Genomic DNA, 15,946 nt, shown 5'->3' on the forward strand with positions numbered 1-15,946 from the left:
AGGAAGTCGGCCAGCAGTTCTCGGTGACGCGCGAACGTATCCGCCAGATCGAGGCCAAGGCCCTGCGCAAGCTCAAGCATCCGAGCCGCTCGCGCAAGCTGAGGAGCTTCCTCGACAACTGATTCCTCGGAGCGCGGACTTCTCAGCGACATGCAAGCATGTCGCGATATCCGCTCTTGGAAGCAGAGAGCACAACAAGAAAGGGCGCGAACCTCACCGGTCGCGCCCTTTTTCGTAGGATGTTGCTTCCAAGAGCGGACTGGAAGTCCGCGCTCCGAAGAGGCGCTACTCCGCAGCCGGTGCAACCTCCGCCGGCTTGACCTCCTTCTTCTTCCTGCCGGGCGCGATCAGGCGCATGGTGACGTAGAACACCGGCGTCAGGAACAGGCCGAAGAAGGTGACGCCCAGCATGCCGAAGAACACGGCGGTGCCGAGAGCCTGGCGCATTTCGGCGCCGGGGCCTGTAGCGATCAGCAGCGGCACCACGCCCAGGATGAAGGCGAAGGCCGTCATCAGGATCGGGCGCAGGCGCAGGCGGCAGGCCTCCACCACCGCTTCGATCGGGCTCTTGCCATCCCGCGCCTCGGCCTCGCGCGCGAACTCCACGATCAGGATGGCGTTCTTGGCGGCCAGGCCCACCAGCACGATCAGGCCGATCTGGGTGAGGATGTTGTTGTCCATGCCCCGCGCCATCACGCCGAGCAGCGCCGAGAGCACGGCCATCGGCACGATCAGGATGATGGCGAGCGGCAGCGACCAGCTTTCATACTGGGCGGCCAGCACCAGGAAGACGAACAGCACCGACAGGGCGAAGATGAAGATCGCGGTATTGCCGGTCGCCCGCTCCTGGAAGGCCAGGTCCGTCCATTGGAAGCTGGTGCCCTGCGGCAAGGTTGCCTTGGCCAGGGCCTCCATCTCGTCCAGGGCCTGGGCCGTGGAGACGCCCGGGCCGGCATTGCCCTGTAGTGGCACGGACGGGTACATGTTGTAGCGCTGGATCAACTGCGGGCCGGAGACCTCCTTCACCTCCACCAGCGTGCCGAGCGGCACCAGGGCCCCCGACGCCGAGCGTACGCGCAGGCCCCCGATCTGTTCGGGATCGTTGCGGAAGCGCTGGTCGGCCTGCGCCTGCACCTGGTAGACGCGCCCGAACGCATTGAAGTCATTGACATAGGCCGTGCCGAGATTCTGCTGCAGCGTGTCGAAGATGTTGGTGATCGGCACGTTCAGGATCTCGGCCTTCTGCCGGTCGATATTGAGGAAGAGCTGCGGCGAGTTGGCCGAGAAGGTGGTGAACACGCCCGACAGCTTCGGATTCTGGCGCGCCTTGCCCATCATCTCATAGGTCGAAGCAAGGATGCGCTGGATGTCCGAGCCCAACCGCTCCTGCACCTGCAGCTTGAAGCCGCCGGCATTGCCGATACCACGCACCGGGGGCGGCGGGATGGCGATGATGAAGGCCTCCTCGATCACCTGCATGCGGCCGAACAGGTCCTTGATGATCTTGTCGGCCGTCAGCCCTTCCTTGAGACGCTCTTCGAAAGGCTTGAACGGCACGAAGATCGCAGCCGAATTGGTGGCATTGGTGAAGGTCGCGCCAGAGAAGCCGGCAAAGGCGACGGCATCCTGCGCACCGGGCGTTGCCCGCGCGATTTCCGAGACCCGCCGGGTGACGACATCGGTGCGCGAAAGCGCGGCACCGTCCGGCAGCTGCACCACCACGATGGCATAGCCCTGGTCGAGCGTCGGGATGAAGCCTTGCGGCACCTTCTGCACCGCCCAGACCGTACCGGCCAGCAGCCCCGCATAGATCGGCCACATGACGAGCTTGCGCCTGACGACACGATTGACGCTGGAGGCATAGCCATTGGACAGGCCGTCGAAGCCGCGGTTGAAGCCACCGGCCAAGCTCTTGCCGAGCCTCGTCAGGGGATTGCGCGGCGGCTCATGGCTGTGCGGCTTGAGCAGGATCGCGGCAAGCGCCGGCGACAGTGTGAGCGAGACAAAGGCGGAAAGGAAAGTCGAGACCGCGATCGTCAGCGCGAACTGCCGATAGAACTGGCCCGATATCCCAGGAATGAAGGCGGTGGGAATGAAGACCGCGCCCAGCACCAGGGCGATGGCGATCACCGCCGTGCCGACCTCGTCCATGGTTTCATGCGCCGCATCGCGCGGCGACATGCCCAGGCTGATGTTGCGCTCGACATTCTCCACCACCACGATGGCGTCGTCGACCACGATACCGATCGCCAGCACCATGCCGAACAGGGTCAGCGTATTGAGCGAAAAGCCGAAGATGGCCATGATCGCACAGGTGCCGATCAGCGAGATCGGAATGGCGATCACCGGGATGAGCGCCGTGCGCCAGCTCTGCAGGAAGATGATGATCACCACCACCACCAGCACCACGGCCTCGCCGAGGGTGTGGTAGACGGCATTGACCGATTCCGCGATGAACTGGGTGGGATTGTAGACGATCGAATAGGCGATGCCGGGCGGGAACGACTGCTTGAGCTCCTCCATCTTCTTGATGATTTCGTCGGCGGCCTGCAGCGCATTGGTGTTCGGGCGCTGGAAGATCGCCAACGCTACCGCCGGCTTGCCATTGAGATAGGAATTGGTGACGTAATCCTGGGCGCCGAGTTCGACGCGCGCCACGTCCTGGACCCGGACGAGTTGTCCGTCCGGGGTCGAGCGCACGATCACGCGCCGGAACTGGGCGACGTCCTGGAAGCGCCCCTGCGTGTTGATGGTAACCTGGAAGGCCCCGCCCGAACTGGTCGGCTCCTGGCCGATGGCGCCGCTGGAAACCTGGACGTTCTGGGCCTGGATCGCCTTGACCACGTCGGACGAGGTCAGGCCATAGCTGGCCAGCTTGTCCGGATCGAGCCAGACGCGCAGGCTGTACTGGCGCTCGCCGAAGATGGTGAGATCGCCGACGCCATCGAGACGCAGGAGGTCGTCGCGTACATTGTTGCGGGCGTAGTTGGAGACGTAGAGCTGATCATAGCGATCATCCGGCGAGAACATGTGGATGACCATCATCAGGTCGGGCGAGGACTTCAGCGTGGTGACGCCGAGGCGCCTGACATCGTCGGGCAAACGGGGCGTCGCGATGGCCACCCGGTTCTGCACCAGCACCTGCGCGGTATCGAGATCCGTACCGAGCTTGAAGGTGATGGTCAGCGACATCGAGCCATCGTTGGAGGCATAGGAGGACATGTAGAGCATGTTCTCCACGCCGTTGATCTGCTGCTCCAAAGGCGTCGCCACCGTGGCAGCAACGGTCTGGGCATTGGCGCCGGGATAGCTGGCGCGCACCACGATGGTGGGTGGTGCGATCTCGGGATATTGCGCAACCGGCAGACCGAGAAAGGCGATGGCGCCGACAAGGGTGATCACGACCGCCAAAACCGAAGCAAAGATCGGCCGGTCGACGAAGAAATGGGCAAACCGCATGACCGCTCTCTCAGTTGGCGGCTGCGACGGCGGTCGCCGGCAAGGTCGTCAGCTTGGGATCGACCTTGATACCCGGTCTCACCCGCATCAGCCCATTGACGACGATGGTCTCGTCACCCTTCAGCCCTTCGCGGATCACGCGGTAGCCGTCCACGCGCGAGCCGACACGCACCGGCTTCAGCGCAATCGTGTTGTCGGCACCGACGACATAGACGACACGCCGATCCTGGTCGGAACCGAGCGCGTCCTCGGGCACCAGCACGCCCTTGTATTTGTCGGAACCGAGAATGCGGATGCGGCCGAACAGGCCGGGCACCAGAGCCAGGTCCTTGTTCTCGAACACGGCGCGGGCCCGCATGGTGCCGCTGGCGGCGTCCAGGCGGTTGTCAGTGAAGTCCATATGGCCCTTGTGGATGGGCTCGCGCTCGTTGGAGGTGGCGACCAGGACCTCGTTGAGATTGCCGTCGCTGGAGACGCGCAACGACCCGGTCGAGAGCTTCTGGTAGGCGAGATAGGAGCGCTCGTCGACGTCGAAATAGAAATTGATCGGATCCATCGACACCACATTGGTGAGAACGGTCTCGTTTGCGTTGACGAGATTGCCGAGCGAGACCAGCCGGCGAGACATGCGGCCACCGATCGGTGCCTTGATCTCGGTGAATTGCAGGTCGAGCTTGGCGCGGTTCAAGGTTGCCTGCGCCCGGTTGAGGTCGGCCTTGGCCGTCGCAAGGGTCTGGGTACGCTCGTCGTAGATCTGGCCGGTGATGTTGCCGGACTTACGCAGATTCTCGGCCCGGCTGACGTCGCCCGCGGCGAAATCCACCCGCGCCTTGGCTGCCTCGACGCCAGCCTGCGCCTCCTCGAGGGCGGCCTGATAGGGGCGCTGGTCGATGGTGAAGAGCGGATCTCCCGCCTTGACGATGGCACCGTCGATGAAATGGATCTTGTCGACATAGCCCGAGACCCGAGCCCGGACGTCCACGCGGTCTACCGCTTCGAAGCGGCCGATGAAATCGTCATATTCGACGACGTCCTTCACCACCGGCTTGGCGACGGAAACCGGGGGTGGCGGTGCATTCTGGGCGATCGCCGCCGTCGAGAGTCCCAAGGCCAGCAGGGTGCCGATGAGGGCATCGCGGCCATGCAAACTATCTAGTATCATCTTACCTTCACGCATCGCTGCCCCTTTATGGACCCTGGTGAAAAATCAATAAGTTAGCGAAAATCGGCACCAGGCATACCGACGCGCCCGTCTGCCGGGTCCGTCGACAATCCCGATGCCGGCTCCCTTGTCCGGCAAAACTGAAAATGAAATCCCCGCGGCTCCCCGCCGTCTTGTGGGGTTCCTAGATTTTGGTCTTCCCGCGGCAATTTCAAGGCCACTGGATGAAGAGCGATGCGGAAAAAAATGCGCCCCCGTGCTCCGAAGAGGCGCCCCCGGGCTTGGCATCGAGGCCAGCTTCGAGGATTCCCACCGGCGGGCCGTCCTCGCTGAGAACCGGAATCCTGTTTACGGCGTAAGGCTTTAGCGACGCCAGCCGCGATGTCGGTGGCTGCGATACTCCCAGGCATGCCCGTTCTTGCCATCGGGCGGATCCTGGATTGCTTCGTCGCAGGCACCAAAGAAGCGGTACCAGGGCAGGATGCATTCGAGCCTGGCATTGTCGGCGTAGCGCTCGCCTTGAGGGCGGGAGGCCGCCTGTCCCGTACCTGTCCCAGCATAGAACCCACCCATCACGATCATGCTGGCGAGAATGAGCTTGTTCATGTCTGTGTCCCAGGAATCGCTGCCGCATCTCGTAGCGGCCGGCAAATTCTAGTGAAGCACGCCGGCTGGAGCAAATCCCCGCAGCCCCTGCGCGAAAGCTCGTCCTCCCACAACCGGGCGGAACATGCGCCCATTGGCGACAGGCGTCAATGCGGCTATCGTGCGGGCCTTGATCAATCAGACTGGGACTTTGCCGTGGCCTCCTTCCTTAAATCCCTCTCCTCTCTGTTCGGAGGCAAACGCGAATCGGATGGTGAGCCCGCCCCCAAGGGCGACGGCGAGGAATACAACGGATTCACCGTGCGTCCGGCCCCCTACAAGGAGGGAGGCCAGTACCAGACCTGCGGCTATGTGGAAAAAGAGATCGGTGGCGAACTCAAGAGCCACAAGTTCATTCGGGCCGATCGTTTCGCCAGTTTGGACGATGCCGTGCAGTTTTCCCTGACCAAGGGCAAGCAGCTGATCGACGAGCAGGGCGAGGGTTTATTTCGATAATGTGAAAAAAAGCGCGAGGGGGGCTTGCATCCCCCGCTTCGCTTGGTTATCAGACCGCCCATGGAAGCGCCGGTCGCTTCCCAGCGCGCCCGTAGCTCAGCTGGATAGAGCATCAGACTACGAATCTGAGGGTCAGAGGTTCGAATCCTTTCGGGCGCGCCATTCTCTTCTTTCCTTCACATTGTCAGTTATTTGTGGGCATGAGCTTAAGTGCCGTTCCATGCCTGCGAGGAATGACTGATCTGTCCTTCCTTCTCCGGACATTGGAGGCTTCCTCAAAATCCCGGCATCGCGTAAGAGCGCGGTTCCCTATTCATTGACCGCACCGCATCATGATCCGCCTCGAAAACATCTCCAAGCAGAACGGCAACCAGATTCTCTTCATCGAGGCTTCGGCCACCCTGCAGAAGGGCGAGAAGGTCGGGCTCGTCGGCCCCAACGGCGCCGGCAAGTCCACGCTGTTTCGCATGATCACCGGTGAGGAGGAGACCGATGAAGGCCGCGTCTCGGTCGATCGCGGCGTGACCATCGGCTATTTCGACCAGGATGTCGGTGAGATGGCCGGCCACAGCGCGGTCGCCGAGGTGATGAACGGCGCAGGGCCGGTCAGCGAAGTCGCGGCCGAGTTGAAGGAACTCGAAGCCGCGATGGCCGATCCGGACCAGGCCGACAACATGGACGCGATCATCGAGCGCTATGGCGAGGTGCAAGGGCGCTTCGAGGAACTGGGCGGCTATGCGCTCGAAGGGCGTGCCCGCGAGGTGCTGGCCGGTCTCAGCTTTAGCGAAGCCATGATGGACGGCGATGTCGGGGCTCTCTCCGGCGGCTGGAAGATGCGTGTGGCGCTGGCCCGCATCCTGTTGATGCGCCCCGACGCGATGCTGCTCGACGAGCCGAGCAACCATCTCGACATCGAGAGCCTGATCTGGCTGGAAGAGTTCCTCAAGGGTTATGAAGGCGCCCTCCTGATGACCTCGCATGATCGCGAGTTCATGAACCGCATCGTCTCCAAGGTGGTGGAAATCGACGGCGGCACGCTGACCAGCTATTCGGGCGACTACGAATTCTACGAGCAGCAGCGCGCCCTCAACGAAAAGCAGCAGCAGGCCCAGTTCGAACGCCAGCAGGCCATGCTGGCCAAGGAAATCAAGTTCATCGAGCGCTTCAAGGCCCGCGCCTCCCATGCAGCGCAGGTGCAGAGCCGGGTGAAGAAGCTGGAGAAGATCGACAAGATCGAGCCGCCGCGTCGCCGCCAGAGCATCGCCTTCGAGTTCCAGCCCGCGCCCCGCTCGGGCGACGACGTGGTCAGCCTGAAGGAAGTCCACAAGGCTTATGGCGATCGCAGCATCTATGAGGGCCTCACCTTCCAGGTCCGCCGCAAGGAGCGCTGGTGCGTGATGGGCATCAACGGCGCCGGCAAGTCGACCCTGCTCAAGCTCGTCGCCGGCACTGCCGACCCCGACAAGGGCACGGTCGTCCAGGGCGGCAGCGTCAAGATGGGCTATTTCGCCCAGCATGCCATGGACCTGCTCGACGGCGATCGCAGCATCTACGAGACACTGGAGGATGCTTTTCCCCAGGCGGGCCAGGGCTCGCTGCGGACTCTCGCCGGCTGCTTCGGCTTTTCGGGCGATGACATCGAGAAGAAATGCCGCTTCCTGTCAGGTGGTGAAAAGGCCCGGCTGGTGATGGCCAAGATGCTCTATGATCCGCCGAACTTCCTGGTGCTGGACGAGCCCACCAACCATCTCGATCTGGCCACCAAGGAGATGCTCATCGCGGCCCTGTCGCAATATGAGGGCTCGATGCTGTTCGTCTCGCATGACCGGCGCTTCCTCGCAGCGCTCTCCAACCGCGTGCTGGAACTGACGCCAGAGGGCATCCATCAATATGGCGGCGGCTACACCGAATATGTCGCCCGCACCGGGCATGAGGCACCGGGGCTTCATAGCTAAGCCGGGTCTTCCCATTCCCGCCAAGGGTGTGAACGGCGCGTCAAGCTGGTAGGCTGGCCAGAGAAATCCGTGGTCTGGCCTGTGCTGTGCCCCTCGCCTTTGAAGGAGTGATACCCGATGATCAATCGCTGGCGGCCTCTCGCTATAGCCTGCGCCCTGGTCGGCCTGATGCTTCCCGCAAGCGAGGCGTTCGCAAGGCAGCGCACCCTCGCCGGTACGGTCAGCTATCGCGAGCGCATCGCCTTGCCTCCTACGGCTGTGGTCGAAGTCAAGCTCGTCGACGTCTCCCTGGCAGATGCCCCGGCCCGAACGCTGGCGCGGACATCGTTTCGATCCGGCAGGCAGGTGCCCATTCCCTATCGCCTGCGCTATGACGACAGGGTGCTCAAACCGTCGGGCCGCTATGCCATGGAGGCGCGCATCAGCGTCAATGGCCGGCTCTGGTTTCTCAACACCACCCACCATGCCGTCACCGCGGGCGAGCCGGTGAATGGTGACATCCAGGTCGATCGTGTGGGGCAGGAGGCCGAAGCCGGCCCGACCGGTCCGAGCGGACGTTGGCTGGCCGAGGACATCAATGGCCGCGGCGTGGTCGACAACGCCCAAAGCGTGCTCGAAATCGCCGCCGACGGCAAAGTCTCCGGCCGCGGCGGCTGCAACGGCATGGGCGGTAGTGCCGTGATCAAGGGCTCGCGCATCCGCTTCGGGCAGATCGTCAGCACCCAGATGGCCTGCCCTCCCGCCATCATGGACCAGGAAGGCAAGTTTCTCAAAGCCCTGCAGGCCGCCCGCAGCTGGCGCATCGATGCCGCCCGCAACAAGCTGCTGCTCCTCGATGCCAGGGGCCGCCGGATCCTCCTGCTCTCCCGCATGTAGCCGCCCCGGCTCTTACGACCCGACGCGCTCGACAAGCCGCTCCATCAGCGCCTGCAGGAGCGGCTCCTCCGCCCGGTCGACGGGGCAGAGGATATAGTAGGCCGCCGCGGCGTTGATCGAGGTGGCGAAGGGCTGGATCAACCGGCCCTCGCGCAGCAAATTGCGCGTGAGCACGTCCGAGACCAGCGCCAGCCCCTGCCCCTGCACGGCGGAGGCAACCGCCTGCGCCACCGAAGCCACGCGCACGCTGGCGCTGCCTTGCAGATTGACCCGCGCCGCCACTCCCCAACGCGCCCATTCCTCGCCGCGATCCTCGTGCAGCAGCGTGATACCGTTGAGCTTGCGCTCGCGGTGCTGCAGGTCAAGCCTCGGAAACAGGGTCGGGGCGCATACTGTCCGCAGCCGCACCTCGCTGAGCAGGCGCCAATACCGTCCTGGAAAAGGTGGATTATCATAAACGATGGCGACATCGCTGGCCTGCCAATCCACCTCGGCGGCGGTTATCGCCTCGTTGATGGCCAGGTTGGCGATGTTGCGGTTTTCCGCAAACTCCACCGCCACCGCACTCAGCCAGGCGACCCCGAGCGCAGTCGGCAGGGACAGTGCCAGGCTCTGCTGTGGGGTTGCTGCGCCCCGGCTGCGGCAGTCGCGCGCCGCCGCATCGAGCTGGCCAAGGCTGACGGCGACTGCCTGGGCAAAATCGCGGCCAGCCGGCGTCAGCGCAATGTTGCGCCCTGCCCTTTCGAACAGGACGATCCCCGTCGCTTCGCCGAGCTTCTTGAGTTGCAGCGAGACCGCGCTCGGGCTGAGATTGAGCTCCTCCGCCGCCCGGCGAAGGCTGGCCAGCCGGGCCGTCGCCTCGAAGGCCGGAAGATATTGCAGATAGACCAGGGGCCGGGCCACGGTGCCTCGCAGGATAATTGATGAATTTAATAGAACAATTTTGGTTAAAACAAATCGTTTTTTGAGAACGATTTCGGGTGCTATCCAGGAAGGCGAAAGGGAGCACCCCGATGATCAAGGCAACACCATTCGATTATCCCTATGATGGCCGGCTCGATCCGCGCAGCACGGCGCTTGTTGTCATCGACCTGCAGGAGGACTTCCTTTCGCCGACCGGCTATTTCGCCAGGCAGGGTTATGATCCCAGCCCGCTTCGGGCCATCCTGCCGACGGTCAACCAGTTGATCGACGCCGCCCGCGCCGCCGGCATCCGCATCATCCACACCCGCCAGGGCTATCGCGGTGACATGGCGGACATGACCCCTTACGAAAAATGGCGTCGCAGCCGCGCCGGCCTCGACGGCACGCAGGTTCTGCTGCGCTCGGGCCCGGGCTTCGAGATCGTCTCCGACATCGAGGTGCGCCCCGAGGACATCATCGTCGACAAGACTTGCAACGGCGCCTTCACCTATACTGATTTCGAGCACGTGCTGCGGGCCCAGGGCATCACCCATCTGCTCTTTTCGGGCTGCACCACCGATGTGTGCGTCCACACCACCTTGCGCGAGGCCTGCGACCGCAACTTCCAGTGCCTGACCATCGCCGATGCCTGCGCCAGCGGCGACCAGCGCGCCCATGAGGCGGCGCTGCACATGGTGACGGTGGAGAACGGCATCTTCGGCGCCCTGACGAATTCGGCCGCGGTGCTGGCCGGCCTCGCCAAGCTGCCGAGGGCCGGCGCGTGATGCCGGATCGCGGCGCACCCCAGCGCTACATTTCCCTGATGCGCCTGACAGCCAAGGGGCTGGCCGAGCTTGCCGACAGCGCCGGGCGGCGGCAGCTCAGCGAGGAGCGTGTCGCCGCGCTCGGCGGCCGTTCCATCGCCTTCTACGCCGTGCTCGGCGCCTACGACTTCGTCCAGGTCTTCGAGATGCCGAGCGTTGAGGCGATGATGCAATATGTGCTCACCGCGCGTCGCGACGGGCATGTCGATCCGCTCATTCTCCCGGCCTTCGACACACAAGCCTATGGCGGGATCATCGGACGCATCCAGGCAACGGACACCCTGGGAACCTGAAGCGCTTTGCGGCGTGACGGAGCCGCCAAGAATCACAAAGACACGTCGAAACATGAGTCGGAGCGTGCCGGCGTTCAGCCATGAACACGCCTTTGCTCCAGGGGAACCAGTCATGACAGCAAAATTCGTGACCATGGTCGCGCTGGCGACGCTCGCCAGTACTGCGGCACTCGCAGAGCAGCCGAGCTTCGTCTCGGACGGATCGCTCAATATTTGCACTACCGCAGCGTTTCCACCCTTGACCTACAAGCGCTCGCCCGGTGACCTGACGCCTGTCGGCATCGACGTCGAGATCGCCGAGGCATTGGCCAAGGCCTGGGGCGCCAGCACGACCTACACCGTCACCGACTTTTCGGGCCTCCTGCCGACGCTCGGCTCGGGACGCTGCGGCCTGATCATCAGCGGCATCTATGTCAATGACGAGCGCCGCAAGACCTATGACGGCGTGCGTTACATGAAATCGGCCACCGTGCTGGTGACCAAGGCCGGAAACGGTGCCATCGGCAAGCCGGACGATCTCAGCGGCCTCAATGTCGCGCTGGAGGCTGGCACCTATTACAAGGAAGAGCGCCTGGATCCCCTCAACAAGACGCTCGAAGCCGCCGGCAAGGCCCCAGTCACTATCCACAATTACCCGACCCAGCAGGCCGCCTACCAGCAGGTGATGGTGGGTCGGGTCGATGCGACGCTGACCGAGGAGGCCGAGGGCGCGTTCCGGGTCGCCGACGCCAGGGACACGCTCCAAATCGCCTATACTTGGCAGTCCGACTTCACCTACGGCATCTATATGCGTCGCAAGGACGGCGACCAGGCAGTGGTGCGCGACGCCCTGAGGAAGCTGCGCGATGACGGCTTCTTCACCGCTCTCGCCCAGAAATACGGCCTCAAGTCTGCTGTCTTCGACGTCGACTACGACAAGTAGCCGGAAGCGGCAGCGTCGACATGTCCTTCGATCCGGCCCTCCTCCTGACGGCACTGACCAACCCGGCCATGCTGCAGGGCGCGGCCATCGCCCTGGTCCTGTCCGTCATCGTCTTCGCCGTCTCGTTCTTCGTCTGCCTGCCGCTGGCGCTGTGCCTGAATTCACGCAAGGCGATACGCAATGGCTCGGCGCAATTCTATGTCTGGGTGTTCCGCGCCGCCCCGCTCATCCTGGTGCTGCTCCTGGTGTGGAACGGCTCGCCGCAGTTGATGCCCTTTCTGCTCAAGGCCGGCTGGTTCACGCCCTTCGTGGCGGCCGCAATCTCCTTCACTCTGGTCACTGCCGCCTATATGGCGGAGATCATGAAGGGAGCTCTGCGCTCGATCGGTGCGGGACAGGGCGAAGCGGCGACGGCTCTCGGCCTCACGCGGCTGCAAGCCTTCCGCCTGGTGATCCTGCCGCAAGCCCTGCGTGTCTCGCTGCCCGCTTTGGTCAACGAGTTCATCAACCTCCTGAAGGTGACCTCGCTCGCCTATGTCATTTCGCTGCGCGAGATCATGGCGGTGGTGAACGATGCTATCGCCGCCTCCTTCCGCTTCGTCGAATGGTATTGCGCCGCCTTGATCTATTACCTCGCCATCGTCTCGCTGTTCATGCTGGCGCAATCGATCATCGCGCGCCGCCTGCAGTGAAGCCTCAAGGCTTGACGAAGAGAATGGTGGTCAGCCCGCTCTGCCATTCCTCGTCGGGATAGCGCCCGGCCTCGCGATAGCCGCGCGAGCGGTAGAAGGCCTGGCCTGCCTGGTTGAAGGTATCGGTTTCGAGGCGCACCTGTGCAAAGCCGGCCGCCGCAATCGCGACCTCCGCTCCATCCATCAGCCGCTGTCCGAGTCCCTTACGGGCGTGACGGGAATGAACATGCAGCGCATCGATGAAATCGCCTTCCCAGCGTATGAAGCCCACCACCTCGCCGTCGATCTCGGCAACCAGGCACTCCAGCCCATGCTCGTCGATGAAGCGGTCGGCGACACCGGAGGTCAGATAGCGCTCGACGGCAGCCGGCGTGATGTTGGGCCGCCAGGTGCTGTCGAATGTATCCCTGAGGATTGCCTTCAACGCCGGCTTGTCCGCCTCGCCGCCCTGCCTGATCACAACGACATCCATTGCCATCCGTCCCGATTGCACGCCTGCCCGATGCGAGCTCTTGCGCTTCACGCTGCCTTACCCCGATTCTCTGCGGCTCCCACGCCCGAAGCGCGGAGAGGTAACCGGCCCACATTCTCGCCACGTCATCGTGGAAGGAAGTGCCGGCCGATGCCGAACAGGCGCTGGGATGACGACCGCCCTTTCTGGAGGAAATGCCGATGAAACTGACGGTCCAGCCTTTCCTGATGTTCCAGGGACAAGGCCAGGCGGATGCCGCCATGAACCTCTATGTTTCCCTGTTTCCCGACGGCGAGATCCTCGACGTCGAGCGTTATGGCGCCGGCGAGATGGGGCTGCCGGGCTCGATCAAGAAGGCACGCTTCAGCATCGCCGGCCAGAGCGTAATGTGCATCGACAGCCCCGTGCAGCACAATTTCACCTTCACGCCGTCCTTTTCGTTCTTCATCGACTGCGAAACGAATGAGGACCTCGATCGCCTCTTCGCGGCCCTGTCCCAGGACGGCACCGTCTTCATGGCTCTCGACGACTATGGATTCAGCCGCCGGTTCGGCTGGGTCGCCGACCGTTTCGGCGTCTCCTGGCAGATCAACCTGCCGTTCGAGGCTCCCGCCTGAGCCGCATCATTCTCCAGCCTCCTGCATCAGCCGGATCGGCCCGCTGCCCGCATCGGCGAGCCGGTCGTCGGTGTTGAGCAGGGTGCAGCGCTCCATCGACAGGCAGCCGCAGCCGATGCAGCCGGTCAGCTCGTTGCGCAGGTTCTGCATCAGGGCGATGCGGTGGTCGAGCTCGTCGGCCCAGTGCGTGGCGAGCCTTTCCCAATCGCTGCGTGAGGGCGGACGATTGTCGGGAAGCTCGGCGAGGCGCGCCCGGATCTCCGCCAGCGAGAAGCCGAGCTCCTGCGCCACCTTGATCAGGGCGACGCGGCGCAGCACAGCCCGGTCGTAACGCCGCTGATTGCCCTGGCTGCGCCGGCTGCGGATCAGCCCCTTGCGCTCGTAGAAATGCAGCGCCGTCACCGACACGCCGCTGCGATGAGCAAGGTCGCCGACGCTCAGTTCAGCCATGGATCGTCTCCCAAAAAACCGCTTGACCTTAACTTAAGTAGAGGTTGTAGGCCAGACGAAGTCGCGATGCCGAAGTGACATCGGACCTTGTTCGAGATGGATGTTGCGAGTTGGAGCCGAGGATGGACACGCAGGTCGGGACGGGAACCCAAGCCCATTGGCGCGAGATCGCGGTCGGCCGTTATGCCGGCGCGACAGCCACGCTCTGCCTTGGCGTTGCCCTGTTCGCCTTCAACAGCTTCCTGGTCTCGACCGCCCTACCCTCGGCGATCGACGAGCTTGGCGGTGCCTCGCTGATCGCCTGGTCTGTCAGCCTCTATCTGATCTTTGCCATTCTCGGCGGCTCGATTGCGGCGCTGGCCAAGGGTCGCCATGGCGCACGGGCGGCACTGATCGGGGCAGCTCTGCTGTTCACGGCCGGCACCCTGCTTGCGGGCTTTGCTCCCGCCATGGCCGTGCTGCTGGTGGGACGCGCCCTGCAGGGCTTCGGCGAAGGCCTGATCGCCGCGGTCTGCTATGCCCTGATCCCGGAAATCTTTCCCTCGCGCCTGGTACCCAGGGTGTTCGGCGCCGAGGCGATGGTCTGGGCAGCGGCGGCCTTCGGCGGCCCGGCCATCGCCGGCATCATCAGCGAGACCGTGTCCTGGCGGGCCGCCTTCCTGGTCAATGTACCGCTGTCGCTGATCTTCATCGTCCTGGTCCTCAAAGTAGTGCCGCATGGAGCCCGACAGGAGGCGGCAGCGCTTCCCCTCGTCCAGCTCGGTGCGATCGGGGCTGGCATGGCCGCGGTGATGATCGCGGACGTGGCCGGCGGCACCGGCACCGCCATGCTGCTGCTGGTGCTGGCCGCACTTTTCTATGTCGGTGCCGTCTACAGCGACCGGCGTTCGCCGGCGCGGCTCTTCCCCAAGGACGCCTTTCGGCTCGACAAGCCCATCGGCCTCGGCCTGTGGATCGTCTTCCTGATGCCGATGGCCCATTCGGCGGCCTCGGTCTATCTCGTCTACCTGATCCAGCATCTCTGGGGCTACGGCGCCACGCTGGCGGGCGCGCTCAACGCGGTAATGGCCGTGTTCTGGAGCCTGGTCGCCATCGCGGTGGCGAGCGTAGGCTCGCAGCAGATCCGCCGCCGGCTGATCTGTCTGGGCCCGCTGTTCCTGGTGCTGGGCCTCATCGCCATCATCGTCGCGCTCTGGCGCGCCGACATCGCACTGCTCGTCGGCGGCCAGGTCCTGATCGGGGCGGGCTTCGGCGCGAGCTGGGGCTATCTCAGCCAGGGGCTGATGGAGGCCTCACCGGCGGAGGAACGCAACCGCACCTCGGCCCTGCTGCCCACCCTGCAATCGGCCGCCTATGCCATCGGGGCCGCGGTGCTCGGCTTCGTGGCCAACGCCAATGGCGCAGGTTCCGCCACCACGGGTCCGCAATTGCAGGAAGCCATGCTGGCCGTGTTCGCGTTGGCCATTCTGATCGCCCTGCCGGGGGTCTTTGCGGCACTGAAACTGGCGCCGCATTTGTTCAGGGAAGCGGAAAAGGTGCAAGAATGCCCTGCGTAAGACCATCTTTGCTACGGCTGCCGACTACTTGCGGCCCCGCAGCGCCAATCTGCGCGATCATTCGCCCAAATGGTAACTTGTCCTTCCCACATGGGAACCTTCATACAAAGGTCCCATGATTCGCCCGCTTCGCCCGTTCCTGTGCCTAGTGCTCGCATTGCTTTTCGCAGTGACGACGGTGGGCTGGGCGATGGCGAGCACGCGCATGGCCGGCGACCAGGCCATGAGCCACCATGCCGCCGGCAAGGAGGCCGAGACGCCGCATCATGGCGATGAAGCCGCCGTGGAAGGAATGTCCTGTCATCCGCCGGCGCCATGCGGCAATGAAAATAGTGCCGGAGAAGCAGCCTCTACCTGCTGCGCCTTCGCCTGCCACGTTGCGGTGGAGACCGATGCTCCCCTCCTGAATGCGCGCACCTTTACCATCGCCATCAAGCGCTCCATCAGGGAACAGGACTCGCCGATGTCGATGCTGTCGCTGCTCGACAGACCGCCGAGACAAGCCGAAGCGTCCGTCGGCTGATTCCGCCCGTTCCATCCTCCGGTCGATGCCCCTGCATTGCCGGAATCTGCGCGGGCTCGGCCGACCGGTCGCGATGCACGGCGCCTGACGCCCTGCATTCCGCCTTGTCCCCAGAACCGGCGTGCCGGCCGCTGCCTTGAC

General features: G+C 64.0%; 17 protein-coding genes and 1 tRNA gene. 12 read left to right on the plus strand and 6 right to left on the minus strand.

Annotation, left to right across the window (positions count from 1 at the left end):
• The coding region (locus QM672_RS15640) for a sigma factor-like helix-turn-helix DNA-binding protein (protein WP_415083782.1) at window positions 1-122 on the plus strand (122 nt) is incomplete at its 5' end.
• A gap of 163 nt (window positions 123-285) precedes the next feature.
• Here the strand turns inward: QM672_RS15640 and QM672_RS15645 are convergent.
• From QM672_RS15645 to QM672_RS15655, 3 genes are all read right to left on the minus strand, one after another.
• Window positions 286-3,459: an efflux RND transporter permease subunit gene (locus tag QM672_RS15645; RefSeq protein WP_415083649.1), complete on the minus strand. Its 3,174-nt coding sequence runs from the start codon at window positions 3,457-3,459 to the stop codon at window positions 286-288.
• Window positions 3,460-3,469: 10 nt separating this feature from the next.
• Window positions 3,470-4,621, minus strand: a complete 1,152-nt coding sequence (locus QM672_RS15650) for an efflux RND transporter periplasmic adaptor subunit (RefSeq protein WP_394309776.1) — start codon at window positions 4,619-4,621, stop codon at window positions 3,470-3,472.
• Window positions 4,622-4,984: 363 nt separating this feature from the next.
• Window positions 4,985-5,227, minus strand: a complete 243-nt coding sequence (locus tag QM672_RS15655; protein WP_311933057.1) for a hypothetical protein — start codon at window positions 5,225-5,227, stop codon at window positions 4,985-4,987.
• A gap of 51 nt (window positions 5,228-5,278) precedes the next feature.
• On the opposite strand from QM672_RS15655, the gene QM672_RS15660 reads away from it, so the two are divergent.
• The 4 genes from QM672_RS15660 to QM672_RS15675 all read left to right on the plus strand — a co-directional run bounded on the left by QM672_RS15660 (window position 5,279) and on the right by QM672_RS15675 (window position 8,553).
• Entirely contained in the window at window positions 5,279-5,722 is a 444-nt protein-coding gene (locus QM672_RS15660; protein WP_311933059.1) for an HlyU family transcriptional regulator, read from the plus strand.
• Between the two features lie 85 nt (window positions 5,723-5,807).
• Window positions 5,808-5,884 (plus strand) — tRNA-Arg (locus QM672_RS15665).
• Between the two features lie 170 nt (window positions 5,885-6,054).
• Complete coding sequence (locus QM672_RS15670; protein ID WP_311933060.1) at window positions 6,055-7,677, plus strand: ABC-F family ATP-binding cassette domain-containing protein; 1,623 nt, start codon at window positions 6,055-6,057, stop codon at window positions 7,675-7,677.
• Between the two features lie 117 nt (window positions 7,678-7,794).
• Window positions 7,795-8,553, plus strand: a complete 759-nt coding sequence (locus QM672_RS15675) for a YbaY family lipoprotein (RefSeq protein WP_415083653.1) — start codon at window positions 7,795-7,797, stop codon at window positions 8,551-8,553.
• Between the two features lie 12 nt (window positions 8,554-8,565).
• Here QM672_RS15675 and QM672_RS15680 read toward each other — a convergent pair whose 3' ends face one another.
• Window positions 8,566-9,456 (minus strand): LysR family transcriptional regulator, encoded by an 891-nt coding sequence (locus QM672_RS15680; RefSeq protein WP_246683724.1) that lies wholly within the window; start codon window positions 9,454-9,456, stop codon window positions 8,566-8,568.
• A gap of 110 nt (window positions 9,457-9,566) precedes the next feature.
• Between QM672_RS15680 and QM672_RS15685 the strand changes: the two genes are divergently transcribed.
• The 4 genes from QM672_RS15685 (at window position 9,567) to QM672_RS15700 (ending at window position 12,187) form a co-directional block, all read left to right on the plus strand.
• A complete protein-coding gene (locus QM672_RS15685; protein ID WP_415083655.1) occupies window positions 9,567-10,241 on the plus strand; it encodes a cysteine hydrolase family protein in 675 nt (224 codons plus the stop codon).
• On the plus strand, window positions 10,241-10,573 hold the full coding sequence (locus QM672_RS15690; protein WP_311933066.1) for a GYD domain-containing protein: 333 nt from the start codon (window positions 10,241-10,243) through the stop codon (window positions 10,571-10,573). Before QM672_RS15685 ends, QM672_RS15690 begins: the two co-directional genes overlap by 1 nt.
• Before the next feature lie 112 nt (window positions 10,574-10,685).
• Entirely contained in the window at window positions 10,686-11,495 is an 810-nt protein-coding gene (locus QM672_RS15695; protein WP_415083657.1) for a transporter substrate-binding domain-containing protein, read from the plus strand.
• 20 nt (window positions 11,496-11,515) lie between these two features.
• Window positions 11,516-12,187, plus strand: coding sequence for an amino acid ABC transporter permease (locus QM672_RS15700; protein ID WP_415083659.1), 672 nt, complete (start codon window positions 11,516-11,518; stop codon window positions 12,185-12,187).
• A 4-nt stretch (window positions 12,188-12,191) separates the two neighbouring features.
• Here QM672_RS15700 and QM672_RS15705 read toward each other — a convergent pair whose 3' ends face one another.
• Window positions 12,192-12,659 carry a GNAT family N-acetyltransferase gene (locus tag QM672_RS15705; RefSeq protein WP_415083661.1) on the minus strand — a complete coding sequence of 156 codons (468 nt, stop codon included), beginning with the start codon at window positions 12,657-12,659 and terminating at the stop codon, window positions 12,192-12,194.
• A 200-nt stretch (window positions 12,660-12,859) separates the two neighbouring features.
• On the opposite strand from QM672_RS15705, the gene QM672_RS15710 reads away from it, so the two are divergent.
• Entirely contained in the window at window positions 12,860-13,276 is a 417-nt protein-coding gene (locus tag QM672_RS15710; RefSeq protein WP_367625686.1) for a VOC family protein, read from the plus strand.
• A 6-nt stretch (window positions 13,277-13,282) separates the two neighbouring features.
• On the opposite strand, the gene soxR is transcribed toward QM672_RS15710, so the two are convergent.
• Entirely contained in the window at window positions 13,283-13,726 is a 444-nt protein-coding gene (gene soxR, locus QM672_RS15715; RefSeq protein WP_394309790.1) for a redox-sensitive transcriptional activator SoxR, read from the minus strand.
• A gap of 122 nt (window positions 13,727-13,848) precedes the next feature.
• On the opposite strand from soxR, the gene QM672_RS15720 reads away from it, so the two are divergent.
• Together QM672_RS15720 and QM672_RS15725 are read left to right on the plus strand one after the other, a co-directional pair.
• Window positions 13,849-15,282 (plus strand): MFS transporter, encoded by a 1,434-nt coding sequence (locus tag QM672_RS15720; RefSeq protein WP_415083664.1) that lies wholly within the window; start codon window positions 13,849-13,851, stop codon window positions 15,280-15,282.
• Window positions 15,283-15,397: 115 nt separating this feature from the next.
• Complete coding sequence (locus tag QM672_RS15725; RefSeq protein ID WP_415083666.1) at window positions 15,398-15,805, plus strand: hypothetical protein; 408 nt, start codon at window positions 15,398-15,400, stop codon at window positions 15,803-15,805.
• Window positions 15,806-15,946 lie beyond the last annotated feature (141 nt).

It is taken from the genome of Labrys sp. (in: a-proteobacteria) (genome assembly GCF_047605565.1).
GTDB lineage: Bacteria > Pseudomonadota > Alphaproteobacteria > Rhizobiales > Labraceae > Labrys > Labrys neptuniae.